The organism is Mesorhizobium sp. M0904 (genome assembly GCF_040319475.1).
GTDB lineage: Bacteria > Pseudomonadota > Alphaproteobacteria > Rhizobiales > Rhizobiaceae > Mesorhizobium.
The window spans coordinates 1-21,740 of sequence record NZ_JAMYOC010000026.1; the positions used below are offsets into that span (position 1 = coordinate 1).

24 protein-coding genes are annotated in these 21,740 nt (G+C 63.7%); 13 read left to right on the top strand and 11 right to left on the bottom strand.

Features of this window, described 5'->3' with window-relative positions; genetic code table 11:
- On the bottom strand, positions 1 to 339 hold a 339-nt coding region (locus tag NKH80_RS24430), incomplete at its 3' end, for an SAM-dependent methyltransferase (RefSeq protein WP_352994062.1).
- A 176-nt stretch (positions 340 to 515) separates the two neighbouring features.
- Here NKH80_RS24430 and NKH80_RS24435 point away from each other — a divergent pair.
- On the top strand, positions 516 to 701 hold the full coding sequence (locus NKH80_RS24435; RefSeq protein ID WP_352900228.1) for a hypothetical protein: 186 nt from the start codon (positions 516 to 518) through the stop codon (positions 699 to 701).
- 198 nt (positions 702 to 899) lie between these two features.
- Here NKH80_RS24435 and hemW read toward each other — a convergent pair whose 3' ends face one another.
- Genes hemW through rph form a run of 4 tightly spaced genes read right to left on the bottom strand, consistent with a single transcriptional unit; the run spans position 900 to position 3,896 of the window.
- On the bottom strand, positions 900 to 2,063 hold the full coding sequence (gene hemW, locus NKH80_RS24440; RefSeq protein ID WP_352994066.1) for a radical SAM family heme chaperone HemW: 1,164 nt from the start codon (positions 2,061 to 2,063) through the stop codon (positions 900 to 902).
- Complete coding sequence (rdgB, locus tag NKH80_RS24445) at positions 2,060 to 2,737, bottom strand: RdgB/HAM1 family non-canonical purine NTP pyrophosphatase (protein ID WP_352994068.1); 678 nt, start codon at positions 2,735 to 2,737, stop codon at positions 2,060 to 2,062. Before rdgB ends, hemW begins: the two co-directional genes overlap by 4 nt.
- Complete coding sequence (locus NKH80_RS24450) at positions 2,737 to 3,147, bottom strand: VOC family protein (protein WP_352994070.1); 411 nt, start codon at positions 3,145 to 3,147, stop codon at positions 2,737 to 2,739. The genes rdgB and NKH80_RS24450 overlap by 1 nt, the downstream gene beginning before the upstream one ends.
- 32 nt (positions 3,148 to 3,179) lie before the next feature.
- Entirely contained in the window at positions 3,180 to 3,896 is a 717-nt protein-coding gene (gene rph, locus NKH80_RS24455) for a ribonuclease PH (protein ID WP_254818003.1), read from the bottom strand.
- Between the two features lie 145 nt (positions 3,897 to 4,041).
- Between rph and hrcA the strand changes: the two genes are divergently transcribed.
- The 6 genes from hrcA to NKH80_RS24485 all read left to right on the top strand — a co-directional run bounded on the left by hrcA (position 4,042) and on the right by NKH80_RS24485 (position 9,438).
- A complete protein-coding gene (gene hrcA / locus NKH80_RS24460) occupies positions 4,042 to 5,154 on the top strand; it encodes a heat-inducible transcriptional repressor HrcA (RefSeq protein ID WP_254818004.1) in 1,113 nt (370 codons plus the stop codon).
- Positions 5,155 to 5,187: 33 nt separating this feature from the next.
- Positions 5,188 to 5,385, top strand: a complete 198-nt coding sequence (locus NKH80_RS24465) for a hypothetical protein (protein ID WP_352509493.1) — start codon at positions 5,188 to 5,190, stop codon at positions 5,383 to 5,385.
- A 100-nt stretch (positions 5,386 to 5,485) separates the two neighbouring features.
- Entirely contained in the window at positions 5,486 to 6,841 is a 1,356-nt protein-coding gene (locus NKH80_RS24470; protein WP_352994073.1) for a PQQ-dependent sugar dehydrogenase, read from the top strand.
- Positions 6,842 to 6,928: 87 nt separating this feature from the next.
- On the top strand, positions 6,929 to 7,546 hold the full coding sequence (locus NKH80_RS24475) for a LysE family translocator (RefSeq protein WP_352648469.1): 618 nt from the start codon (positions 6,929 to 6,931) through the stop codon (positions 7,544 to 7,546).
- A 153-nt stretch (positions 7,547 to 7,699) separates the two neighbouring features.
- Positions 7,700 to 8,680, top strand: coding sequence for a cysteine synthase A (gene cysK / locus NKH80_RS24480; protein ID WP_254818008.1), 981 nt, complete (start codon positions 7,700 to 7,702; stop codon positions 8,678 to 8,680).
- 134 nt (positions 8,681 to 8,814) lie between these two features.
- Positions 8,815 to 9,438 carry a glutathione S-transferase family protein gene (locus NKH80_RS24485; RefSeq protein WP_352994077.1) on the top strand — a complete coding sequence of 208 codons (624 nt, stop codon included), beginning with the start codon at positions 8,815 to 8,817 and terminating at the stop codon, positions 9,436 to 9,438.
- Positions 9,439 to 9,453: 15 nt separating this feature from the next.
- Here NKH80_RS24485 and NKH80_RS24490 read toward each other — a convergent pair whose 3' ends face one another.
- Positions 9,454 to 10,710, bottom strand: coding sequence for an RNA polymerase sigma factor (locus NKH80_RS24490; RefSeq protein WP_352994080.1), 1,257 nt, complete (start codon positions 10,708 to 10,710; stop codon positions 9,454 to 9,456).
- 22 nt (positions 10,711 to 10,732) lie between these two features.
- Entirely contained in the window at positions 10,733 to 11,086 is a 354-nt protein-coding gene (locus NKH80_RS24495; RefSeq protein ID WP_352994083.1) for a YciI family protein, read from the bottom strand.
- Positions 11,087 to 11,323: 237 nt separating this feature from the next.
- On the opposite strand from NKH80_RS24495, the gene NKH80_RS24500 reads away from it, so the two are divergent.
- The 3 genes from NKH80_RS24500 to NKH80_RS24510 all read left to right on the top strand — a co-directional run bounded on the left by NKH80_RS24500 (position 11,324) and on the right by NKH80_RS24510 (position 14,823).
- Positions 11,324 to 12,283 carry a TAXI family TRAP transporter solute-binding subunit gene (locus tag NKH80_RS24500; protein ID WP_254818012.1) on the top strand — a complete coding sequence of 320 codons (960 nt, stop codon included), beginning with the start codon at positions 11,324 to 11,326 and terminating at the stop codon, positions 12,281 to 12,283.
- A gap of 63 nt (positions 12,284 to 12,346) precedes the next feature.
- Positions 12,347 to 14,443, top strand: a complete 2,097-nt coding sequence (locus NKH80_RS24505; protein WP_352994086.1) for a TRAP transporter permease — start codon at positions 12,347 to 12,349, stop codon at positions 14,441 to 14,443.
- The gene (locus NKH80_RS24510) at positions 14,440 to 14,823 is read left to right on the top strand and encodes a DUF1850 domain-containing protein (protein ID WP_352476825.1); all 384 of its coding nucleotides are present in this window, start codon (positions 14,440 to 14,442) and stop codon (positions 14,821 to 14,823) included. The genes NKH80_RS24505 and NKH80_RS24510 overlap by 4 nt, the downstream gene beginning before the upstream one ends.
- Here NKH80_RS24510 and NKH80_RS24515 read toward each other — a convergent pair.
- From NKH80_RS24515 to NKH80_RS24530, 4 genes are all read right to left on the bottom strand, one after another.
- Positions 14,712 to 15,179, bottom strand: coding sequence for a DUF4166 domain-containing protein (locus NKH80_RS24515; RefSeq protein ID WP_352900206.1), 468 nt, complete (start codon positions 15,177 to 15,179; stop codon positions 14,712 to 14,714). The genes NKH80_RS24510 and NKH80_RS24515 overlap by 112 nt on opposite strands.
- A 9-nt stretch (positions 15,180 to 15,188) precedes the next feature.
- Positions 15,189 to 16,463, bottom strand: coding sequence for a saccharopine dehydrogenase family protein (locus NKH80_RS24520; protein ID WP_352900203.1), 1,275 nt, complete (start codon positions 16,461 to 16,463; stop codon positions 15,189 to 15,191).
- A gap of 50 nt (positions 16,464 to 16,513) precedes the next feature.
- Positions 16,514 to 16,894 (bottom strand): thiol-disulfide oxidoreductase DCC family protein, encoded by a 381-nt coding sequence (locus NKH80_RS24525; protein ID WP_352476823.1) that lies wholly within the window; start codon positions 16,892 to 16,894, stop codon positions 16,514 to 16,516.
- Between the two features lie 257 nt (positions 16,895 to 17,151).
- A complete protein-coding gene (locus tag NKH80_RS24530; RefSeq protein WP_254818015.1) occupies positions 17,152 to 17,298 on the bottom strand; it encodes a hypothetical protein in 147 nt (48 codons plus the stop codon).
- Between the two features lie 408 nt (positions 17,299 to 17,706).
- Between NKH80_RS24530 and NKH80_RS24535 the strand changes: the two genes are divergently transcribed.
- The 3 genes from NKH80_RS24535 (at position 17,707) to ligD (ending at position 21,720) form a co-directional block, all read left to right on the top strand.
- Entirely contained in the window at positions 17,707 to 18,213 is a 507-nt protein-coding gene (locus NKH80_RS24535; RefSeq protein ID WP_254818016.1) for a YciE/YciF ferroxidase family protein, read from the top strand.
- A gap of 144 nt (positions 18,214 to 18,357) precedes the next feature.
- Positions 18,358 to 19,209, top strand: a complete 852-nt coding sequence (gene ku, locus NKH80_RS24540; RefSeq protein WP_352476822.1) for a non-homologous end joining protein Ku — start codon at positions 18,358 to 18,360, stop codon at positions 19,207 to 19,209.
- Positions 19,210 to 19,218: 9 nt separating this feature from the next.
- On the top strand, positions 19,219 to 21,720 hold the full coding sequence (gene ligD / locus NKH80_RS24545; RefSeq protein ID WP_352994092.1) for a DNA ligase D: 2,502 nt from the start codon (positions 19,219 to 19,221) through the stop codon (positions 21,718 to 21,720).
- Positions 21,721 to 21,740 lie beyond the last annotated feature (20 nt).

Consider the following 21,740-nt stretch of genomic DNA (forward strand, 5'->3'; position numbering starts at 1 on the left):
GGGGTCGGAGATGATCGGCGTGCCGTCATCCGATATCAGCGCTACGCTTTGGCCGGCCAGCAGCGCCGCGATCAGCTTCGGTCCGGCCTCGCCGGCATTGTGCTCGTGGTAGGCGGTGGTGCGGCGGCGGATGCCGTAGCGGTCGAGCAGCACGCGGCTGACACGTGTATCCTCGCAAGCGACGATATCGGCGGCGGCGAGCGTTTCCAGCGCGCGCAGCGTGATATCGGCGAGATTGCCGATAGGCGTCGCCACCAGGTAGAGCGCCGGCTCGAGCGGCCGGGCGGCGATTTCGGTCTGCCCGACCACATAACTGCGTTTGGCCGATTCGCCGGTCACCTGCACAACTCCGTTCGACCCTGTTTGGCACGGCTCACGCTTGCTTGCAAAAGCCTGGGTTGCAAAGGCCTGGGTTCCAAAAGGGATGCCGACGTGAACCAGCCGCCATGCCTTCGCCATAGTAGGGAACGAATCCGTTGCCGGCGAATTTTACACCTGATCTCGGGAGGAGCAGGATGAACAGCCTGACCATACAGGACGTTTTCGAACCCTACTATGCCGGCCGCAAACGCTTCGCCCCGCCATGCGACAAGAGCCTGCCTGCTGAAGCCGCAGATGGCAGGGCCAAGAAGCCGCTTGCACGTCAGAGATCGGCAGAGAGCAAGCAAGCAAACGAAACCGACAGCACGACGGAGCACTGACCGGACGATGCCCAATCGCTTCGACATTTTCATCACCCGGCTCGAAACAAAAAGCGCCCGCGATGGCGCAGCGTCACATTCCACAGACGACCAGCACCATGCCTCACGCGACAAAAGCGAGATCAAGCCGGCCCGTTCCGGAGAGACCAGCGAAAAAGATCGCGCCAAACACCGCCACAAGCACGAGGCTTGAACATGCTATCTGGCCAAATCCGCCACGACCGCATCGAGCACGATCATGCCGGCCGGCGTGGCGCGCAGGCGGGCATTGCCGATCGGTGCCACCAGGCCTTCGTCCTGCAGCACCGACAGCCGTGCCGTCGACAGGCCGCGCCCTGAAAATGCCTCGTAGCGGGAAAGGTCGATGCCTTCCGCCAGCCTCAGCCCCATCAGCAGGAACTCGTCGGCCTCTTCCGAGCGCGTCAGGATTTCGCCGCCGGTAACGCCATGGCCCTTGGCCTCGACCAGATTGGCCCAGGTCTCCGGCATTTTCTCGGCGATCGTCACCACGCGGCGGCCATTTTCGACGAACCGGCCATGCGCGCCGGGACCGACGCCGACATATTCGCCATAACGCCAGTAGGTGAGATTGTGCCGGCTTTCGGCGCCGGGCCTGGCGTGGTTGGAAATCTCGTAGGCCGGCAGTCCGTGCGCGGCGGTGATCTCCTGTGTCAACGCGTAGAGATCGGCGGCAAGCTCATTGTCTGGAATGATGAATTTCCTTGCCGCATGCAGTGCATGGAACGGCGTGCCTTCCTCGATGGTCAGCTGATAGAGCGACAGATGGTCTGCGGCGTGGCCGATCGCCTGCTCGAGCTCCGCCTGCCACGCTTCCGGCGTCTGACCAGGTCGCGCGTAGATCAGGTCGAACGACAGCCGTGGGAATATCTCGCGCGCCAGGCCGATCGCATGCAGGGCCTCATCGACATTGTGCAAACGGCCGAGGAAGCGCAGATCCTTGTCGTTCAGCGCCTGCACGCCAAGCGACACCCGGTTGACGCCGGCCGCGCGATAGCCGCGAAAGCGCTCGGCCTCGACCGAGGACGGATTGGCCTCCAGCGTCACCTCGATGCCACCGGGCACCGACCAGTTCTTCGCCACTGCATCCAGCACCGCCGCCACGGTCTGCGGCTTCATCAGCGACGGCGTGCCGCCGCCAAGAAAGATGCTGGTCACCTCGCGCGGCCCGGTGCGGCCGCGCATCGTCGCCAGCTCGGTCTCGAAGGCGCGGGCAAAACGCTCCTGGTCGACCGGCTGGTGGCGGACATGGCTGTTGAAGTCGCAATAGGGGCATTTGGCCGCGCAGAACGGCCAGTGGACGTAGACGCCGAAACCGGGGCTGCGGTCGAGCAGCATGGTCATGCGCCGGCCAATCGGGCTTGGGCGAATTTCTGGAAAGCACGGGCACGGTGCGACAATGCGGTTAGCTGGCCGGGCTTCCAGCCATGCTTTTCCTCCGCGCTCATCTCGCCGAAGGTCCTTTCGAACCCATCGGGCAAGAATACCGGATCGTAGCCGAAGCCGAGCTCGCCGCGCGGCGGCCATACCACCGTGCCCACGACCTCACCGCGAAAATATTCCGCCTGGCCATCGGGGAAGGCAAGGCAGATGACCGCGACAAAGCGGCCCTTGCGCTGGGCAGGCGTGATCGCGCCAACTTCTTGCAAGGCCACTTCCGTGCGCTGCATGGCCATGCCGAAGTCGCGGGAGCCGTCCGGCGTCTCGGCCCAGTTGGCGGTGTAGACGCCGGGTGCGCCGTCGAGCGCATCGACACACAGGCCGGAATCGTCCGACAGCGCGGGCAACCCAGTGGCCTTGGCGGCGGCCAAGGCTTTTATGAGGGCGTTCTGCTCGAAAGTGGTGCCGGTCTCGTCCGGCTCCGGCAAGCCGTATTCCTTTGCGGACTTCGCTTCTATGCCGAATGGCGCCATCAGATCGGCGAATTCCCGCAATTTGCCGGCGTTATGGCTGGCGACGACGATCTTATGCCCGTCAAGCGAATGAACAGCTGGCGAATGAACAGTCGGCGAATGCATCAGATGCCCCAGATTCTTGGCTCGGCGAACTCGATCGAATTGCCCGAGGGGTCGCGAATATAGATCGAGCGGCCGCCCTGCGGCCATTCGAACTCGCTTTCGATGGCGATTTTCTTCGCCTCAAGATGCGCTTTCCAGCGTGGGATTTCATCCGCGCTTGCGGCGAAGCAAAGATGGCCCTCGCCGACCGCGCCATGCGGCGGCACTTTGAGCTTGGCGTCGGCCGGCGGCGGCACTTTGGTCGCCTCGGCATTGAAGATAAGCAGCACGCCGTCGCCGCAGCGGAAGAAGAGATGCCTGCCATGGACCTTACCGAGCAGATCGAGCCCGAGGACGCCCGAATAGAACCGTTCCGCGGCAGCAAGGTCCGTCACGTAGAGTGCTGATTCCAGGATTGCTGAAGGGGTCACAGGATCGCCAATCTCTTCAATATTGACCGCAGCTAAGCCACGGCCATCTGCTGCAAGCTGACCAGGCGCTGAATGCCTTTTTTGGCGAGCCCCATCAGCGCCGCGAACTGCTCTTCCGAGAACGGCTCGCCCTCGGCTGTGCCCTGGATCTCGACGATACCGCCCTTGCCGGTCATGACGAAATTGGCGTCGGTGCCGGCCGAGGAATCCTCGATATAGTCGAGATCGATGACCGGCTGGCCATCATGGATGCCGCAGGAGATCGCCGCGACGTGATCCTTAAGCACCTTGCCCAGGCTCGCCATCTGGCGGGCTTCCATCCAGCGCAGGCAGTCGTAGAGCGCCACCCAGCCGCCGGTGATCGAAGCGGTGCGCGTGCCGCCGTCGGCTTGGATCACGTCGCAGTCGACGGTGATCTGCTGCTCACCGAGCGCCTGCAGATCGACCACGGCGCGCAGGGAGCGGCCGATCAGCCGCTGGATCTCCAGCGTGCGGCCGCCTTGTTTGCCGGCCGAAGCCTCGCGGCGCATGCGCTCGCCGGTCGAACGCGGCAGCATGCCGTATTCCGCCGTCACCCAGCCCTTGCCGGAGTTGCGCATCCAGCCCGGCACCTTTTCCTCCAGGCTGGCCGTACACAGCACATGCGTGTCGCCGAACTTCACCAGGCACGAGCCTTCCGCATGCTTGGAGACGCCGCGCTCGAAGGAGATGGGGCGCATTTCGTCGAATTGGCGTTTGGAAGGGCGCATTCAGGCTTCTTTCTTTCTTCGGAATCTTGGCCGGGGAATCTTGGCCGGCTTGTAGCCGCACGGGGCGTGAGGCGCAAAGGAAAATGGACCGGTTGCGCCGACGCTGCGGAAGTCTATATCTTCGGACCGGAGGTTTTTGGCTCGAATGACCAAGGTAGTCGATCCCGGTTCGCAGTCGCCAGTGCTCTCGTCGCCGGCACTTCAACCGCCCGCGCTTCAATCGCTCGATATGCGTTCGCGCGACATCTTCCGGCGCATCGTCGATTCCTATTTGCGGGATGGCGAGCCGGTCGGTTCGCGCAGCCTGTCGCGCATCCTGCCGTCATCGCTGTCGCCGGCCACCATCCGCAACGTGATGAGCGACCTCGAGCACCTCGGCCTGATCTACGCGCCGCACATCTCGGCTGGCCGGCTGCCGACCCAGGCCGGCTTGCGCTTCTTCGTCGATGCATTCATGGAACTCGGCGACCTCTCCGACGAGGAGCGCCGCACCATCGAGGCGCAGGTGCGCGCCTCCGGCTCGGGCGCGACGCTGGAGCATATGCTGACCGAGGCCAGCCAGATGCTGTCCGGCATGTCGCGCGGCGCCGGCCTCGTGCTCGCCGCCAAAAATGAGGCGGCGCTGAAGCACATCGAATTCATCCAGCTCGAGCCGACCAAGGCGCTGGCCGTGCTGGTCTCGCAGAACGGCGACGTCGAAAATCGCGTCATCGATCTGCCCGCCGGCATCACCGTCTCGCAATTGCACGAAGCCTCCAACTTCCTCAACGCCCATATCCGCGGCCGCACCCTGGCCGAGGCCCGGGTCGAAATCGCCCGCATCAAGGAAGAGACCAGGGCAGCCCTCGACACGCTGTCGCAGGATCTGGTCGAGAAGGGCCTGGCGGTCTGGGCAGGCGCCGAAAGCGGGGTGCCTGGGCGGCTTATCGTGCGCGGCCGCGCCAATCTCCTGGAAAACGTCACCGCCCAGGCCGACATAGAATTGCTGCGGCATCTGTTCGAGGATCTGGAGACGCAGGATGGGCTGATCCAGCTCCTCGACCTCGCCGAGGAAGGCCCGGGGGTGCGCATATTCATCGGTTCGGAAAACAAGCTGTTTTCGCTGTCGGGCTCCTCGCTGGTGGTGGCACCCTATCGCGACAAGGACGCGCGCGTCGTCGGTGCGCTCGGCGTCATCGGGCCGACGCGGCTGAATTATGCGCGCATAGTACCGATGGTGGACTATACCGCCCAGCTGATTTCGCGCATGCTGCGCTAGGAGCCGCCGCGGCCTGCCGCAAGGAGAAAAAGAATGGCGCTGGAATCGTTCAAGGCCCAGATCAGCCTGCTGCTCGAGGAAATGGTCAATCAGCCTGAGGATCAGCACGAGGTGCAAGAGCAGTTGCGTGAGAAGCTGCAAGAGATGCGGGCCATGGGCCTGCCGCTGCCGGCCGATCTGGTCGCGCTGGAAAAGCGCCTCGACGACGACTTTTACACCTCTGGCAACTGAACGGGGTTCGGCTTCAAATCCTCGTGTGCTGAACGACCGCTTGGAACGACCAATGCCTGATCCCGTTTGCCCTCTTCGAGGCAAACCTCGGAGGACGTTAATGATCCGATCTGGCGGCTTTGCGGCCGTTGCCGCTGCCCTCCTTGTCGCGACACCGGCGCCCGCCCAGCAGGCGGATCAAAAGGTGCTCAAAGGCGAAGCCGCTTTTGGCGATTGGCACGCCGACAGGCCTGGCGTCCGCCGCCTGATCGGGCCGCAAGACATGCCGGCAGCCGACCCCGCTCAATCCGCTTCGAACGGCGGCGGCGTGGCGGAACGGCCCGAAAGCGCCGAGCCAGAATTGCCGCCGGGCTTTTCGGCCGAAATGATCGCCTCCGGACTCTATAATCCGCGCGTCGTTCGCGTCGCTCCGAACGGCGACCTGTTCATCGCAAACGGCCATGCCGACCAAATACGCGTCTACCGTCTGGCCGAGGGCCGCGCCAAACCCATCGAGAAAGCGATTTTCGCCCAAGGCCTCAACTATCCATACGGCATCGCCTTCTATCCGCCAGGCGGCAAGCCGCAATGGGTCTATGTCGCAAACAGCGACAGCATCGTCCGCTTCCCCTATCGCGACGGTGACCTGAAGGCGTCCGGTAAACCAGAAACCATTGTCGCCAAAATCCCGTCGGGCGGTCACTCGACCCGCGACATCGCCTTCTCGCTTGACGGCAAGACGCTTTTTTTATCGGTTGGCTCGGACTCGAATGTCGCCGAGGACATGGACAAGCAGCCGGATGGCGGCCTTGACGCCTGGGCGAAATCAAAGCCGCTCGGGGCGGCCTGGGGCCCCGAGGAAGGCCGTGCCGATGTGCTCGCCTTTGACCCGGACGGGAAAAATCCCCGAACTGTCGCCACCGGCCTGCGCAACTGTACGGGCATGACGGTGCAGCCCGCCAGCGGCGCGTTGTGGTGCGTCGTCAACGAGCGCGACGAGCTCGGCGACAATGTGCCGTTCGAGTTTGCAACAGCGGTCAAGGACGGTGCGTTCTATGGTTGGCCTTGGTACTACATCGGAAATCACGAGGATCCGCGCCATCAGGGCGAGCGGCCAGACCTCGCCGGCAAGTCCACTGTCCCCGACGTGTTGATGCAGGCCCATTCGGCGCCGATGAACATAGCCTTCTACGACGGCAAGAACTTTCCGGCGGATTACCGGGGTGATGCTTTCGTCACCATGCATGGTTCGTGGAACCGTGGCGCCAGGACCGGCTACAAGGTGGTGAGGCTCAAATTCAGGGATGGCAAGCCGACCGGCGAGTATGAGGACTTCATGACCGGCTTCGTCATCTCGAACGACGCCGTCTGGGGCCGCCCGGTCGGTGTCGCCATGGCCAAGGACGGCTCCCTGATCGTCACCGAGGACGGTAACGGCACCATCTGGCGCGTTACCTACGAAGACGGCCGCTCCTGAACGGCGGCGTCGCCTGCTGCGCTGGCGCAATCGAATTCGGCCCGAGGGAATTCACCCAACTTCAACATTGTGCGACAAGCGCGAACCATGACGCTCACCGGGTTCCTCGCCTATAGCGCCGCCCTCGGCATCGCCGCAGCCATCCCCGGCCCAGGCGTCACCGCGCTTGTTGCGCGTGCGCTGGGTTCCGGCTTCCGCTCGTCGCTGGCCATGTCGTTCGGGCTGATGCTCGGCGACCTGACCTATTTAACTGCCGTGGTGCTCGGCCTGGCTTTCGTCGCACAGACGTTCGGCATGGTCTTCCTAGCCATCAAATGGCTGGGCGTCGCCTACCTCGCTTTTCTTGGCTGGCGTTTCTGGACGAGCGGCATCACGCCCGAAACGGTAGAGGCGAAGAAAGGCAAAGGCGGCTTGGCATCCAGCTTTGTAGCCGGTCTCGCCGTCACACTCGGCAATCCGAAGACGATGATTTTCTATCTCGCCATCACCCCGACCATCGTCGATCTGAAGATGATCACGCTGGCCGATTACGGCATCCTGGTCGCGCTCACTATCATCGTTCTGCTCGTGGTGCTGGTGCCCTATCTGGCGCTGGCGGCCAAGGCGCGCTGGTTCCTGAAGTCGCCGCGGGCGCTGAGGGCACTCAACCGCACCGCCGCCGGCTTCATGGTCGGTGCGGCGGCGGCAATTGCCGCCCGCCAGTAGATCTCTTCGCCGATCCGCCCAACGCCCTGCAAGGCGCCGGTATTCAGCACGAACGTCACTCGGATATTTTTCGAACGTGCCTATCTTGCGTGGTGGATGGCTCTATCCTATGCCCGCCCGGCTCTTGCCGCTTGACCTCTGGGAGGAAAACCAATGAACAAGCCCGCCACCCACACACACGTGCCCGGCCGCGGCCGCATCTACAATTCGATCACCGAGACGATCGGCGACACGCCGCTGGTGCGGCTGGATAAATTCGCCAGGGAGAAGGGTGTCGTCGCCAATCTGCTGGCCAAGCTCGAATTCTTCAACCCGATCGCCTCGGTCAAGGACCGCATCGGCGTCTCGATGATCGAGGCATTGGAGGCGTCGGGCAGGATTACACCCGGCAAGACCACGCTGATCGAGCCAACCTCGGGCAATACCGGCATCGCGCTCGCCTTTGCCGCCGCCGCCAAAGGCTACAAGCTGATCCTGACCATGCCGGAAACCATGTCGGTCGAACGCCGCAAGATGCTGGCGCTGCTCGGTGCCGAGCTGGTGCTGACCGAAGGGCCGAAAGGCATGAAGGGCGCCATCGCCAAGGCCGACGAACTGGCGGCAACACTGCCCGACGCCGTCATTCCGCAGCAATTCGAAAACCCCGCCAATCCGGAAATCCATCGCCGCACCACGGCCGAGGAAATCTGGAACGACACCCATGGCGAAGTCGATATCTTCGTTGCCGGCATCGGGACCGGCGGCACCATCACCGGCGTCGGCCAGGTGCTGAAGAAGCGCAAGCCCTCGGTGCATGTCGTCGCCGTCGAACCGGAAGCCTCGCCGGTGCTGTCGGGCGGCCAGCCAGGCCCGCACAAGATCCAGGGCATTGGCGCCGGCTTCGCGCCAAAAATCCTCGACACGACGATCTACGACGAGATCGTCAAGGTCTCGAACGAGGATTCGGTTGCCAATGCACGGCTCGTCGCTCGGCTCGAAGGTGTGCCGGTCGGCATTTCGTCGGGTGCCGCCCTGCAAGCGGCGATCGTCGTCGGCTCGCGGCCCGAGAACAAGGGCAAGACCCTCGTCGTCGTCATCCCCTCCTTCGCCGAGCGCTATCTCTCGACTATCCTGTTCGAGGGATTGGGGACTTAGAGTCTGGACACGAATAGCGATCCCTTCGCGCTGCCCTTCCGGCGGGCGGCTGAAAATACCTGTAGCGGCATCGGCGCTTGAGCGGCGAGGCGCTTCCGGAACAAATCGTCGCTGCCGGGCAGGCGGAGGACTTCATGTACAAGCTCTACACACGTGCCAATACCGGCGGTTTTGTCGTCGAGGCGGCGCTCGGTTTGGCGGGCGTGCCTTTCGACCAGATCGACGTTCCGAAGGGCCGCCTCGATCAGGCCTTTCTTGATATCAGCCCCTTGAAGCAGGTGCCGGTGCTGATCTTGCCGGACGGACGCTCGATGACCGAATCCGCGGCGATCTGCATCCTGCTGGCCGAGCGCCACCCGGAAGCAGGACTGGCGCCCGCGGCAAGTTCGCCTGACCGTGCGGATTTCCTGCGCTGGATGTTTTTCATGTCCTCCGTCATTTATCCAGCCAACCTGCGGTTCTTCTACGCGCATCGCTACACGGCCGACGCCAGCGGCGTGGACGCCCTCAAACAGGCGGCGGTCTCGGAAATGGATCGCAGCTTCGCCATTCTCGATGCCGCCCTCGACGGCCGCGACTGGCTGGCCGGCGACCAACTCTCGCTGGCCGACATCTATCTCGTCATGTTGGTGGCCTGGCATCCGGAGGTCGCGAAGGTTCCAACCGCTTGGCCGAACATCGAACGCCTGTGGGCCAATTTGCGGGAACATCGGGTGATGAAGAGGCTGAATGCTTCTCACGACATGTGGCCGGCCTGAGCACTCCGCCTTGTCTCAGTCTTTTTCCGCGCGGCCGAGCTCTGCCCGTCGTTCCTGCAGGAACCGGCGCACGGCTGGATCGCGTTCGAGGCCGATAGCCCGGTCATAGGCCTCGCTCGCCTGCGGAACTTTGCCGAGCCTGGCCAGCAGGCCCGCGCGGGCGGCCCAGTAAGGTTGATAGTCATACAGCCGCTTGTCGCCGCTGAGTTGATCAAGGGCGCCCAATCCTGCCGAGGCACCTTCGGCCTCGGCAATCGCTACCGCACGGTTGATCGACACCACCGGCGAGCCGGCAATCACCGACAGCGCGTTATAGAGCTCCTTGATCGCGACCCAGTCGGTGCCGCCGGTCAGCCGTCTTGTCGCATGGGCGGACTGCACGGCGGCCTCAAGCTGGTAGCGGCCGACAACGCCCTTGGCCGCGGCGCGCCCGAGCAGCGTCTCCGCTTCATCGATCAGTGTATCGTCCCACAGTGCAAGATCCTGCTCGGCCAGCGGCACATAATCGCCCGCCGCATTGCGCCGCGCCGCGCGCCGCGCTTCGGCGAACAGCATCAGCGCCAAAAGGCCGAGCGCCTCCGGCTCGTCCGGCATCAGCGTGGCCATCAGACGGCCGAGCCAGATGGCTTCTGTCGCGAGGTTGCGGCGCCGCGTTTCGGTGCCGGCTCGGTCGGACCAGCCTTCGGCAAACGCCGCGTAGATTGCTTCCAGAACGGTGCCCAGCCGCTCGCCGAGTTCGGCCCGCTCCGGCACGCGGAACGGAATGCCTGTCTCGCGAATTCGCGTCTTGGCGCGCACCAGGCGCTGGCTCATCGTGGCTGGCGAGACAAGGAAAGCCGAGGCGATCGTCGCTGCGTCGAAGCCCAGGACCGTCTGCAGGATCAGCGGCGCGCGGACGCCGGCCTCGATCGCCGGATGGGCGCAGGCAAACATCAGCCGGAGCCGCTCGTCCGGCAGGTCTTCGTCGACCATGCGTGCCTCCATCTCCTCGGCGATCAGCCTAAGGTGGTCGCGGGCCGCCTCGCTTGTCAGTCGTCGTCTGACCGCGTCGACGCGGCGCTTGCGTGCCACCGCCAGCAGCCAGGCTTCCGGCTTGTCGGGCACGCCCGCCTGTGGCCAACGCTCGAGCGCCGCTGCAAAGGCATCTGCCAAGGCGTCCTCGGCAGCGGCCACGTCGCGTGTGCGCGCGGCGAGATACGCAACCAGCTTGCCGTAGCTTTGCCGGGCGGCCGCTTCCGCCGCCGCCCGCGCGATCTCCGGACGACTGTCCATCACACGGTCACTTCTGGGATGGCTACTCGGTCATTTCCCAGATCGGCCGCACCTCGATCGTGCCGGTGCTGGCACCCGGGCAGCGAGCCGCCCAGGCAATTGCTGCGTCGGCGTCCTCAGCCTCGATCATGTAGAAGCCGGCGAGCTGCTCCTTGGTGTCGGCATAGGGACCGTCGAGCACATTGGTCTTGCCGTTGGCCATCCGCACCGTGGTGGCGGTCTGGGTCGGCTTCAACCGGTCGCCGGCCAGCCACGCTCCGGATTTCTTTAACGCCTCGGTATAGGCTCCATAGGCAGCACTGATTTCATAGGTCTTCTCCGTCGGCGCGGCCGCCATCGCGGCTTCGTTCGCATAGATCAAAAGCATGTATCGCATGGTCTTCTCCCGTTTTTCTCGAAGGCCGCTCCGTTGCGGGCCGAACGTATGTCGCGCGGCCTCGCCCGATTTCGACAGGCGCTGCAAAAATCTTTCGGCTCCCATGGCATTTCACGCAAGCTCAACCGTTGGTCTAATGGCGACAATTGCGGGTTGGCATTTCCCGTCCGCTCTCTAAACTCGTCCCGGATCGCGCTGACGAGGAGAGTGCGGCAGATACTTCAGGGAGGAAACCGAATGCTCAATTTCAGGACGAAGTTCGTTGCCGCCGGCGCGATAGCGCTGTCGCTTGGCCTTGGCGCGGTATCGGTCAAGGCACAGGAATTCATCAACGTGCTGACCGGCGGCACGTCGGGCGTCTACTATCCGCTCGGCGTGGCGCTGTCGGAAATCTACGGCAAGGGCATCGAAGGCGCGCGCACCCAGGTGCAGGCGACGAAAGCGTCGGTCGAAAACCTCAACTTGCTGCAGCAGGGCAAGGGCGAGATCGCCTTTGCACTCGGCGATTCCGTCAAGCTGGCCGCCGAAGGCAATACCGAAGCAGGCTTCCCAGGCAAGCTCGACAAGCTGCGCGGCATTGCGGCCATCTATCCCAATTATATCCAGATCGTCGCCAGCAAGGAATCCGGCATCAAGACGCTCGCCGATCTCAAGGGCAAGAGCCTTTCGGTCGGCGCGCCGGCCTCAGGCACCGAGCTCAACGCCCGCACCATTTTCGCCGCTGCCGGGCTGAAATACGAAGACCTCGGGCGGATCGAATATCTGCCCTTTGCCGAGTCCGTAGAGTTGATCAAGAACCGCCAGCTCGACGCCACGCTGCAGTCGGCGGGCCTTGGGGTCGCATCGATCCGTGACCTCGCCACCTCGGTGCCGGTAAACATCGTTGCCGTGCCGGCGGAGGACGTCGCCAAGATCGGCTCGCCCTATCTTTCCGTGGTCATCCCCAAGGGCACCTATGAGGGCCAGACCGAGGATGTCGCGACCGCCGCCGTCGGCAATTTCCTGATCACCAGCGCCGATGTCCCTGACGAGACCGCCTACCAGATGACCAAACTGCTGTTCGAGCATCTCGACCAGCTCACCGCTGCCCACGCCGCCGCCAAGGCGATCGACCCCGCCAAGGCGCTCGACGGCATGCCGGTGCCGCTGCATCCAGGCGCCGAGAGGTATTACAAGGAAAAGGGATTGGTGAAGTAAGGAGCCTCGCCTCGCTCCGCACCCTCCCTCGGGGAGGGGAGCGCCCCGCCAGGAACCCCGCTAATGACCGCAACCCCGATCGTTCTTTCCCCCACAGCGGAAGCTCCTGTCGAAGGATTGCCGCCGGGCTTCGGCGAAGGCATCGCCGGCAAGGCGGCTTTTCTCATCGCCATCGCCTTCTCCATCTTCCAGATCTACATCGCCGCCTATGGCAGCCTGCCGAGCCAGGTCGTACGCGCCATGCATGTCGGCTTCCTGCTGCTGCTCGGCTTTGCCCTAATCGCCAATCTGCGCGCCAAAAGCGTCCCGGCGAAAGCAGTGTTCTGGACGCTCGGCGTGCTTGGCTTCGCCACCGGTCTGTACAATTGGGTGTTCTATGCCGACCTCATCCGCCGCTCCGGCTTTCTCACCACGCCTGACCTGATCGTCGGCGCGGTGCTGGTCGTGCTGGTCTTCGAGGCGGCGCGGCGATTGATGGGGCTGCCGCTCGCCGTCATTGCCTTCATCTTTCTCGCCTACGCATTTGCCGGCAATCATCTGCCGCCGCCTTTCATCCATCGCGGCTATGATTTCGCCCAGCTCGTCGACACCTTCGCCTATGGCACCGAAGGCATCTACGGCACGCCGGTCTATGTTTCGGCCGCCTACATCTTCATCTTCGTCGTCTTCGCCGCCTTTCTTGAACGCGCCGGCATGATCGCGCTGTTCAACGATTTTGCGCTCGGCCTGGTCGGCTCATGGCGGGGCGGCCCGGCGCAGGTCTGTGTGCTGTCCTCGGCGCTGATGGGCACCATTTCCGGCTCCGGCGTCGCCAATGTGGTGGCCAGCGGCCAGTTCACCATCCCGCTGATGAAGCGCTTCGGCTTCCGCTCGGCCTTCGCCGGCGCCGTCGAGGCGACCTCGTCGATGGGCGGCCAGATCATGCCGCCGGTGATGGGAGCGGTTGCCTTCATCATGGCCGAGACCCTGAACATCCCCTATGCCGCGGTAGTCAAGGCGGCGATCATCCCGGCGCTGCTCTATTTCGGCGCCTGTTTCTGGCAGGTGCACCTGGAGGCAGGCAAGGCCGGCCTGCACGGCATGGCCAAGGCCGACCTGCCCAGTCCGTGGGATGCGGTGAGACAGCACTGGCCGCTGGTACTGCCGCTCGCAGCACTGATCTACCTGCTGTTTGCCGGCTACACACCGGTGTTCGCCGGCACCATGGGCCTGGCGTTGACCATCGTGCTCATCCTCGGCACGCCGCTGGCAGCATCGATCGGGCCGCTCGCCTTCCGCATCGTCTTCTGGCTGGCACTCGGGCTTGCCGCGGCTTCCTTCATGAAATTCGGCGTCGACATCCTCAGCCTGGTCATCACCGTGCTGGTCGTCGCCTGCCTCACGTTCAAGGGCGGGCGCGAGACGCTGCGCATATGCATCGATTCCCTTGCGGAGGGAGCAAAGAACGCGCTGCCGGTCGGCATTGCCTGCGCCATCGTCGGCATCGTCATCGGCACGTTGACGCTTACCGGCATCGCTTCGACCTTCATCGGCTGGATCATCTCGATCGGCGAGAACAATCTGTTCCTGTCGCTGCTTTTGACCATGCTCACCTGTCTGGTGCTTGGCATGGGCATACCGACCATTCCCAATTACATCATCACTTCGTCGCTGGCCGGGCCGGCGCTGCTGTCGCTCGGCGTGCCGTTGGTGGTCAGCCACATGTTCGTTTTCTATTTCGGCATCATGGCCGATCTCACCCCGCCTGTGGCGCTGGCCGCCTTCGCCGCCGCACCGATGGCCAAGGAAAGCGGCCTCAAGATCGGCATCCAGGCCACTAAGCTTGCCATTGCCGGCTTCGTTGTGCCGTTCATGGCGGTCTATACCCCGGCGCTGATGCTGCAGAACCCCGGTCCGATCGCCGCCCAGTTCGGCTATCCCGTCGAGGTCGCCTATATCGTCATCAAAGCCTGCATGGGCATAGTCCTGTGGGGCGCCGCTGCCGTCGGATTTCTGGCCCGGCGCATGGCCTGGTGGGAACGCCTCGTCGCCTTCGCCGCCGGCGTGCTGCTGGTTGCGGCGCTGCCGCTTACCGACGAGGCGGGCTGGGCGCTGTCCCTTGCCTGGATCGGCTGGCACTGCTGGCGTGCGCGGCAGGCTTCGCTGGCCAACTCGGCATGAGCCTCTGCATCGCCGCGGCCGGCAAGACGGTGACGCTCGCGGTCGCTGCCTTCACGCTCTCCTGGGTGCATTCGGTGGAGAAGACCCAGTGGCAGGAAGACTGGAAGGTGCTGCCGTCCGGCCTGCAGCTGGTCGAGGCCCGCATCAAGGGATCGGGCGCCGGGATGGAGCCGCCGCAAGGCTCGGTGCTGAGAAACGGCTGGTGGGTCTATGCGCCCAAGGTCGGGCCACAGCGGCGCCTCGTGCTCGCCGCGTCGGGCGCCACGGGTCAGGGTTGGACGCTGTGCACGGCGCAGGACTGCCGCGAACTGGCTAAGCTGGCAGGCGACACGATCTCGCTGGAGCCGTGCGGGCCGGAGGGCTCCAGCCAGCCGCGGTAGCAGGCGATCATGCCGGCAAGTGGATGCGAGATCTCGACGTGGAAGCGGAAGCGGCCATCCTCCACCGTTTCGTAGGAAGTCGAGCGTGGACCGAGCCACATCGGCAGCGGCAGGCCAAAAAAGCTCCAGCGGCGCAAGACCAGCGCCAGCCGGCCGTCCTCCGCAACCAGCGCCATCGCGAAGGTCAGCGGGCCGAAGCGTTCGCACAGCAGGCGCTGCGATCGACCCCGGCCTGCGAACTGTAGGCTCGAAAAACTGTGCTTGCCGAATGTCCGCGTCCAGGTCTCGCCGTCCTTCTCGGTGTCGAAGCGGACATGAACCGGGATGTCCTCGCTTGCCGCGGGGAAGCCGACCATCACGGGCCATTAGCCGGCCAAGAACATTGCGCCCGCGTTCGACGCGCGCGCGGCCTGCGCCATTGTTGTGCAATCGTGCATGGCGCGGATTTCCCGGGGCAGGCCATGCCAGGCGTCGCCGAGCAAGACGGCATAAAGCGACTTGTCCCTGTCAGCGGGCTCATTCCTGAACCCGGTGTAGATTGTCTTGCCGGCGAACAGCGCTTCATAATCCCGGAGCTCCAAATCGCGCACCGCCGCCCGTGCGCCCGGCGCGGGCTGATGTCCGGCCAGCGCTTTGCGGACCAGCGCTTCGACCGCCATCGACGGGATCAGCGGCCCATCATTGCCCTCGGCCAAGAGATGCCACGAGCGCTTGACGATGGCGCCCGCCCGGTCAGATCCCTCCACCTCGACGAACATGCCGCCGCGATGCTCGCCCCAGCGCAGCCGGTTCGTTGCCTGATGCATCAGCGGCGCCAGCGGCAAAAGCGAACCGATCAATCCGGCGCGCACCAGCCAGGCGAGGCAGATCAGGGCGCGGTGCAGCAACTCGGGTACCGGCCCGGCTCCCATCCAGATGGTCCTCGCCTCCGGCCAAAGCTCGGCCAAGGCGCGCAGGTCGGGAACGTCGACAAGCGAAAACAGCGTGTATCGAAGCGGCAGCCGGCCCGGCGGCGCGATGGTGTAGCGCAGTTGTTCGGTGAACGGACGGCCTTGTTCCGGACGGCCATTGCGAACAAGCCGCACCGGCTGACCGGCATAACCGGCGATAGCGTGAATGACGTTTCCGCCGACACCGGCAAAGGGCGACGGCGCGATGCCGCCGCGAATGCCGTCGACCCGCGTCAGGTCCGACGACAGGCGGCGCACAACCGCGGCCGTCAGCACCGGAAAGCTCGAGACGCCGGACAGCACGAAAACCCCTGCATTTCGCGCCGCCTCGTCGAACGCAGAGACGTCGGCGACGAAATCCGAGCCGTCGGCTAGATCAAGATAGTTGATGCGCCGGGCGATGCAGGCCTCGATCAGGCGATAGCGTCCCTCGCCATAGGCCTGGAACGGGCCGCTCGCGTCGACTACAATATCAGGCTCAAATGCAGCGAGTTGCGCGGCGAGATCGCCGTCACGGTCGAACAGGGCCGGCTGCAGCCGGGCTGCTGTCGGCGCACGCCTGTTGCAATAAGCGTCAGCCTTGGCAAGCGAGCGCCCGGCGACGAAGAGGATCAGACGCGGTTCGCCCTCCAAAAGCTCGACGGTGCGACCGCCAAAGGTGCCATAGCCGCCGACGACAAGAACCTTCATCCGCAGTTCCCCCAAAATGCCCCGCGCCGCTCCCGGCCACGGCAGTGAGCCTAGCCGATCAACCTTGCCCTCACCTCGGCGGAAGGGATTTCACAATTGTCCTTCTTGCCGAACAGGGCGTAGCGGTTCTTTGCGATGCGGTCGTAGAGCCAGTCGCGAAGTGGGCGCGGCAACAGCAGCAGGATCCGCGCCGCCCGCCACGGCCAGCCGAGTTCGGCCATGACGGCAACGAAACTATCCAGGCGGGTGAAAGCGGCGCCATCGACGATGACGAGATTGGTCTCGTAGCGATCCGTTCGCAGCCCGTATTTCTTGAACAGCATCTCGCCGAAGGGCGACTGCGCCGTTGCGAAATGGAAGCGGCCCTTGCGGTCGAGCTTCACCACCATGCGCACAAAGCCCGAGCACAACACGCAAATACCGTCGAACACGATCAACGGGCGACGTGATTCGAATTCTGGCGGCTCAGGAGAATGGTTCGGCTTGACGATCACGTGACGCCCGGCAGCTGGTGTCAGGCGACACTAAACCTGCCGGCGGCTGGATCAAAGCCCGGACTGCTGAAGGCTTGGCGTTGTCGCACGCCGTCTGTCGGTCAGCGCAGGGCGCTCGGCGCGATAGGTCGTTGACCGATTGTCGGCGTCGGGCCGGCATATCCGGCTGTCGTGACGGCTCTCCATGCTCATCATCAGTGCACGCTGATCCCAAGCGTGTTGCCACGGCGCGCGCAGGCGGGGCCTGGGCCGCGCATGTAATAGCGCTCGGGCCGATAGGTCGGTGCGACGAATTCGCGGATGGCGGCAGCATAGCCGGCGATGTGATTCCAGAAGCTCATTTTACTCGGTCCCTATCCCGTTTCGGATGTCCCTTCCGAATTTCGGGGATCATAGCGTCCAGGCGTGAATAGTCGGTGAACGCGATGTTAATCTCTGGTCGAAAATGCCTTCGTTCATGGCTGGAATGCGGCTGATTCGCGGTGTTTCCATGCAGTCCGTCGGCATTTCGCCCAGTGTGACTTTTGCATCACATATGTTTCGCCTGAATGTCGCTGAGGCGCGATTTTGTTTCAGCTTTTTGCTGGACCGCGAAATTTCCGTGCACGCGGCCGGAAAACCAGGAACCCGCCCGTCAGCCGCACGTTGATTTCCCAGTGCCGGGACGAACCGGTTCCGCAGGCTGTGGTGCTCAGGTTGGGCCGCAGCCAAAAATCCGAAACTGCAAGAGCAATGGAAAGGCAAAGGCCATGGGCTTCTTTTCGAAGGATATCAAAACACTCGATGACCTGTTCGTGCACACGCTGCGCGACATCTATTACGCTGAAAAACAGATCGAGAAATCGCTGCCGAAGATGATCGACAAGGCGAGTGATCCGCAGCTGAAAGCCGGCTTTGAGAAACATCTCGCCCAGACCAAGGGTCATATCCAGCGTGTCGAGCAGGTGTTCGAACTGCACGGCGTGAAGGCCAAGCAGGTCGACTGCCCGGCCATCGACGGCATTCTCGAAGAGGCCGACGACATCAGCGGCGACATCGCCGACAAGGAGGTCCTCGACGCTGCGCTGATCGCCTCGGCCCAGGCGGTCGAGCATTATGAGATGACCCGTTACGGCACCTTGATTGCCTGGGCCAAGCAACTGGGCCGCAGCGACTGCGCCAATGTGCTGGCCAACAATCTCAAGGAGGAGCAGGCGACCGACCGCAAGCTTACCGAGATAGCGGAAAGCAAGATCAACCTGCAGGCCGCCGAGTAGGGCAGCGATAGAGAATTGAGTTCAAGGCAAGGCCGGGCCGAAAGCCCGGACTTGCCTTTTTGCGCCGCCGGAACCGGAACGGGCTTTGGCCGTTCTCGGTTGAACGCCGTTCTCGGTTGAACCTTGTCGCGCAGGGAGTTTGTCATGGCGCCGCGCCCCGCCTGGAGAGGATATCTCAAGCTTTCGCTGGTCACTTGCGCCGTCGAACTGACCAATGTCGTGACCCAGGCGGAGAAAGTCTCGTTCCGCGTGCTCAACCGCAAGACCGGCAATACCGTCAAGCGCGTCTATGTCGATTCGGCAAACGGCAAGCCGCTCGATGAAGGGGACGAGATCAAGGGCTACGAGATCGGCGACGGCGACTTCGTCCAAATCGAGGAGGAGGAGATCGAAGCCGTGCAGATCGAATCCTCGCACACGATGAGCCTCGATGGTTTCATCGAAAAATCCTCGATCCAGCAGATCTATCTCGATACGCCCTATTATGTGACGCCTGCGGACGAGGTCTCGGAAGAGGCCTTCGCCGTCATCCGCGACGCCATGGCCGCCAAGAAGACGGCGGGGCTGGCCCGTATCGTGCTCTATCGCCGCGAACGTCCGGTGGTCATCGAGCCGTTGGGCAAGGGTCTGCTGCTGACGACCCTGCGCTATGGCGATACGGTTCGCAGGCCCGAGATGGTGTTCGGCGACATCAAGCCGGTGAAGACCGACGCCGAAATGATCAGGCTGGCCGAACACATCGTCGATGAGAAACAGGCGAAGTTCGATCCTTCCGAATTCGAGGACAAATACGAAAACGCCCTGATCGAGCTGGTCCGCGCCAAGAAGGCCGGCAGGAAGGCACCGAAGACAAAGGCGGAACCACGGCCCTCCAACGTCGTCAATCTCTTCGATGCACTGAAGAAGAGCCTTTCGTCGGAAGCCGGTGCGCCGGCAAAGACCGGACGCCCGGCAAAGGGCGCCAAGTCCAAAGCCGCTCGGCGCGAATCTGCTTAGGATCAGACCATGGTCAGCCTCGAGCAGTATCACGCCAAGCGCAATTTCAAGAAGACCACCGAACCGGCCGGCAAGGTTTCGCGCGGCAAGAAAGCCGAGCCAGGTGGCATCTTCGTCATCCACAAGCATGCCGCCACCAGGCTCCACTACGACCTTCGTCTCGAGCATGGCGGCGTGCTGTGGAGCTGGGCAGTGACGCGGGGCCCGAGCCTCGACCCGCACGAAAAGCGGCTCGCCGTGCATGTCGAGGACCACCCGATCGACTATGCGCCGTTTGAAGGCACTATCCCGAAGGACCAATATGGCGGCGGCTCGGTCATTGTCTGGGACGAGGGAACTTGGGTCCCCGATGGCGACCCGGCAAAAGCGATGAAGAAAGGCCATATCAGTTTCGAACTGCGTGGCCACAAATTGCATGGCGCCTGGCATCTGGTGCGGCTGAAGCCGCGTCCGAGCGAAAAGCGTGACAACTGGTTGCTGATCAAATCCGACGATGCCGCCGCGCGTCCGGGCGAGGACATTTTGCAGGAGGCGCCGCAATCGGTGAAATCCGGCCTGACCATCGAGGAGGTCGGCGAAGGCAAGACCGCCGACGGCAAGAAGCCAAGCGTCTGGCAGTCCGACAGGCCGGCCGCCAGCAAAGCGAAGGCCGTCGCGGCAAGGCGGCTCGAATTCATCGAACCGGCGCTCGCAACGCTGGAGCGGGACGCCCCGCCCGGCAAGGACTGGCTGCATGAGGTGAAGTTCGACGGCTATCGCATGCAGGCGCAGCTTGCCGGCACCGAGGTTCGGCTTTTGACACGCGCCGGCCTCGACTGGACCGACAAGTTCGGTGGCGCAATTGTCGCGGCACTTGGCGGCCTGAAATGCACCGATGCTATCATCGACGGCGAAATCGTCGTGCTGGCGGATAATGGCGTGTCGTCATTCTCGCTGCTGCAGCAAGATCTGTCGGCAGGCCGCACGGATCGTTTCATCTACTACGTTTTCGACCTGCTGCGTCTTAACGGTGAGGATATCCGTTCCGAACCGCTGGTCGAGCGCAAGGAAAGGCTGCGCACTTTGCTCGCCGGACAGACCGAGGATCGGGCCGTGCGCTTCAGCGACCACTTTGCCGAACCCGGCAAGATCATGCTGGAGCATGCTTGCCGGCTGGGGCTCGAAGGCGTCGTCTCCAAGCGCGCCGACGCGCCCTACCGCAGCGGCCGTGTCCCGTCCTGGGTGAAGTCGAAATGTACGGCGCGCCAGGAATTCGTCATCGGCGGCTACATGCCGTCGGACAAGACCGGGCGCGGCCTGCGCTCGCTGCTGGTCGGCTATCACGAGGGCGGCAAGCTGCGCTATGCCGGCCGCGTCGGCACCGGCTTCACGGCCAAAAGCACCAACGAGCTGAAGAAGAGGCTTGATGCGCTGAAGACGACAACCTCGCCCTTCGACAGGGCGGTGCCAAGGGGCAAGGGGCTGGTCTGGGTCAAGCCCGAACTTGTCGGCGAAGTGGAGTTTCGCAGTTGGACGTCGGACCGTATAATACGCCACGCGTCGTTCCAGGGATTGCGCGAGGACAAGCCGGCGGAGGAAGTCGTGCAGGAGAAACCGAAAGCACGCTCAGCCCCGGCAGAGTCGAAGCCAAAGCCCGCCAAACCCGCGGCCACCGCGAAAACCTCGGTTACGCTGTCCCGCCCCGACAAGCTTCTGTGGCCCGAGGAGGACGTATCGAAGCAGGATCTGGTCGATCACTACGCGCTGGTCTGGCCGCGCATGAAGCAATTCGTCATCAACCGGCCGCTCAGCCTCGTGCGGGCGCCGGACGGTGTTGGCGGCCAACGGTTCTTCCAGAAGCATGCCTCGGCCGGCATGCACGACAAGATCGCCGTGATGAAGGATCCCACCGACGGCGAGGAGATATTGTTCATCCGCGATTTCGACGGTGTCGTGGCCCTTGTTCAACTTGGCGTCGTCGAGATCCACATCTGGGGCTCGACCACGGACGAGCTGGAAAAACCAGACCAGATCATCTTCGATCTCGATCCCGACGAGGGTGTCGACGTGAAGGCGGTGCGTGCCGCGGCGCTCGATATCCGCAGCCGGCTCGACGAACTGTCCCTGCCTAATTTCGTCAAGACCTCGGGCGGCAAGGGCTATCATGTCCTCGTCCCGCTGAAGCCGTCGGCGGACTGGGACGAGGTCAAAGGCTTCGCCCATGAGTTCGCCCGAGCGCTCGAGCAAGCCGCACCCGACCGCTACACGGCGACGTTGTCGAAGAAGGCGCGCACCGGCAGGATATTCGTCGATTATCTGCGCAATGGCCGTGGCGCGACCACGGTCGCGCCCTATTCGTCGCGCGCCAAGAAAGGCGCCACGGTATCAATGCCGGTGACCTGGGCGGAAATCGAGGCCGGATTGCCGCCGAACGCCTTTCCGATCGGCGACAAGACGACGCTGAAGCGGCTTGGGCAAGCCGATCCCTGGGAGGATTTTTTCAAGCAGGCCAAGCCGCTCAAGCGCGGCTAGAGCAATTCCAGGAAAAGTGT

What these genes read in the sequence shown, in the direction of transcription:
- ligD (WP_352994092.1), top strand. Translation starts at nt 19,219, where the DNA reads ATGGTCAGCCTCGAGCAGTATCACGCCAAGCGCAATTTCAAGAAGACC.
- hemW (WP_352994066.1), bottom strand. Translation starts at nt 2,063, where the DNA reads ATGACCATGCTGCTCGACCGCAGCCCCGGTTTCGGCGTCTACGTCCAC.
- NKH80_RS24435 (WP_352900228.1), top strand. Translation starts at nt 516, where the DNA reads ATGAACAGCCTGACCATACAGGACGTTTTCGAACCCTACTATGCCGGC.
- NKH80_RS24495 (WP_352994083.1), bottom strand. Translation starts at nt 11,086, where the DNA reads ATGCGATACATGCTTTTGATCTATGCGAACGAAGCCGCGATGGCGGCC.
- NKH80_RS24530 (WP_254818015.1), bottom strand. Translation starts at nt 17,298, where the DNA reads ATGAGCTTCTGGAATCACATCGCCGGCTATGCTGCCGCCATCCGCGAA.
- cysK (WP_254818008.1), top strand. Translation starts at nt 7,700, where the DNA reads ATGAACAAGCCCGCCACCCACACACACGTGCCCGGCCGCGGCCGCATC.
- NKH80_RS24475 (WP_352648469.1), top strand. Translation starts at nt 6,929, where the DNA reads ATGACGCTCACCGGGTTCCTCGCCTATAGCGCCGCCCTCGGCATCGCC.
- NKH80_RS24500 (WP_254818012.1), top strand. Translation starts at nt 11,324, where the DNA reads ATGCTCAATTTCAGGACGAAGTTCGTTGCCGCCGGCGCGATAGCGCTG.
- ku (WP_352476822.1), top strand. Translation starts at nt 18,358, where the DNA reads ATGGCGCCGCGCCCCGCCTGGAGAGGATATCTCAAGCTTTCGCTGGTC.
- NKH80_RS24535 (WP_254818016.1), top strand. Translation starts at nt 17,707, where the DNA reads ATGGGCTTCTTTTCGAAGGATATCAAAACACTCGATGACCTGTTCGTG.
- NKH80_RS24465 (WP_352509493.1), top strand. Translation starts at nt 5,188, where the DNA reads ATGGCGCTGGAATCGTTCAAGGCCCAGATCAGCCTGCTGCTCGAGGAA.
- NKH80_RS24490 (WP_352994080.1), bottom strand. Translation starts at nt 10,710, where the DNA reads ATGGACAGTCGTCCGGAGATCGCGCGGGCGGCGGCGGAAGCGGCCGCC.
- NKH80_RS24515 (WP_352900206.1), bottom strand. Translation starts at nt 15,179, where the DNA reads ATGGTCGGCTTCCCCGCGGCAAGCGAGGACATCCCGGTTCATGTCCGC.
- hrcA (WP_254818004.1), top strand. Translation starts at nt 4,042, where the DNA reads ATGACCAAGGTAGTCGATCCCGGTTCGCAGTCGCCAGTGCTCTCGTCG.
- rph (WP_254818003.1), bottom strand. Translation starts at nt 3,896, where the DNA reads ATGCGCCCTTCCAAACGCCAATTCGACGAAATGCGCCCCATCTCCTTC.
- NKH80_RS24520 (WP_352900203.1), bottom strand. Translation starts at nt 16,463, where the DNA reads ATGAAGGTTCTTGTCGTCGGCGGCTATGGCACCTTTGGCGGTCGCACC.
- NKH80_RS24470 (WP_352994073.1), top strand. Translation starts at nt 5,486, where the DNA reads ATGATCCGATCTGGCGGCTTTGCGGCCGTTGCCGCTGCCCTCCTTGTC.
- rdgB (WP_352994068.1), bottom strand. Translation starts at nt 2,737, where the DNA reads ATGCATTCGCCGACTGTTCATTCGCCAGCTGTTCATTCGCTTGACGGG.
- NKH80_RS24485 (WP_352994077.1), top strand. Translation starts at nt 8,815, where the DNA reads ATGTACAAGCTCTACACACGTGCCAATACCGGCGGTTTTGTCGTCGAG.
- NKH80_RS24505 (WP_352994086.1), top strand. Translation starts at nt 12,347, where the DNA reads ATGACCGCAACCCCGATCGTTCTTTCCCCCACAGCGGAAGCTCCTGTC.
- NKH80_RS24510 (WP_352476825.1), top strand. Translation starts at nt 14,440, where the DNA reads ATGAGCCTCTGCATCGCCGCGGCCGGCAAGACGGTGACGCTCGCGGTC.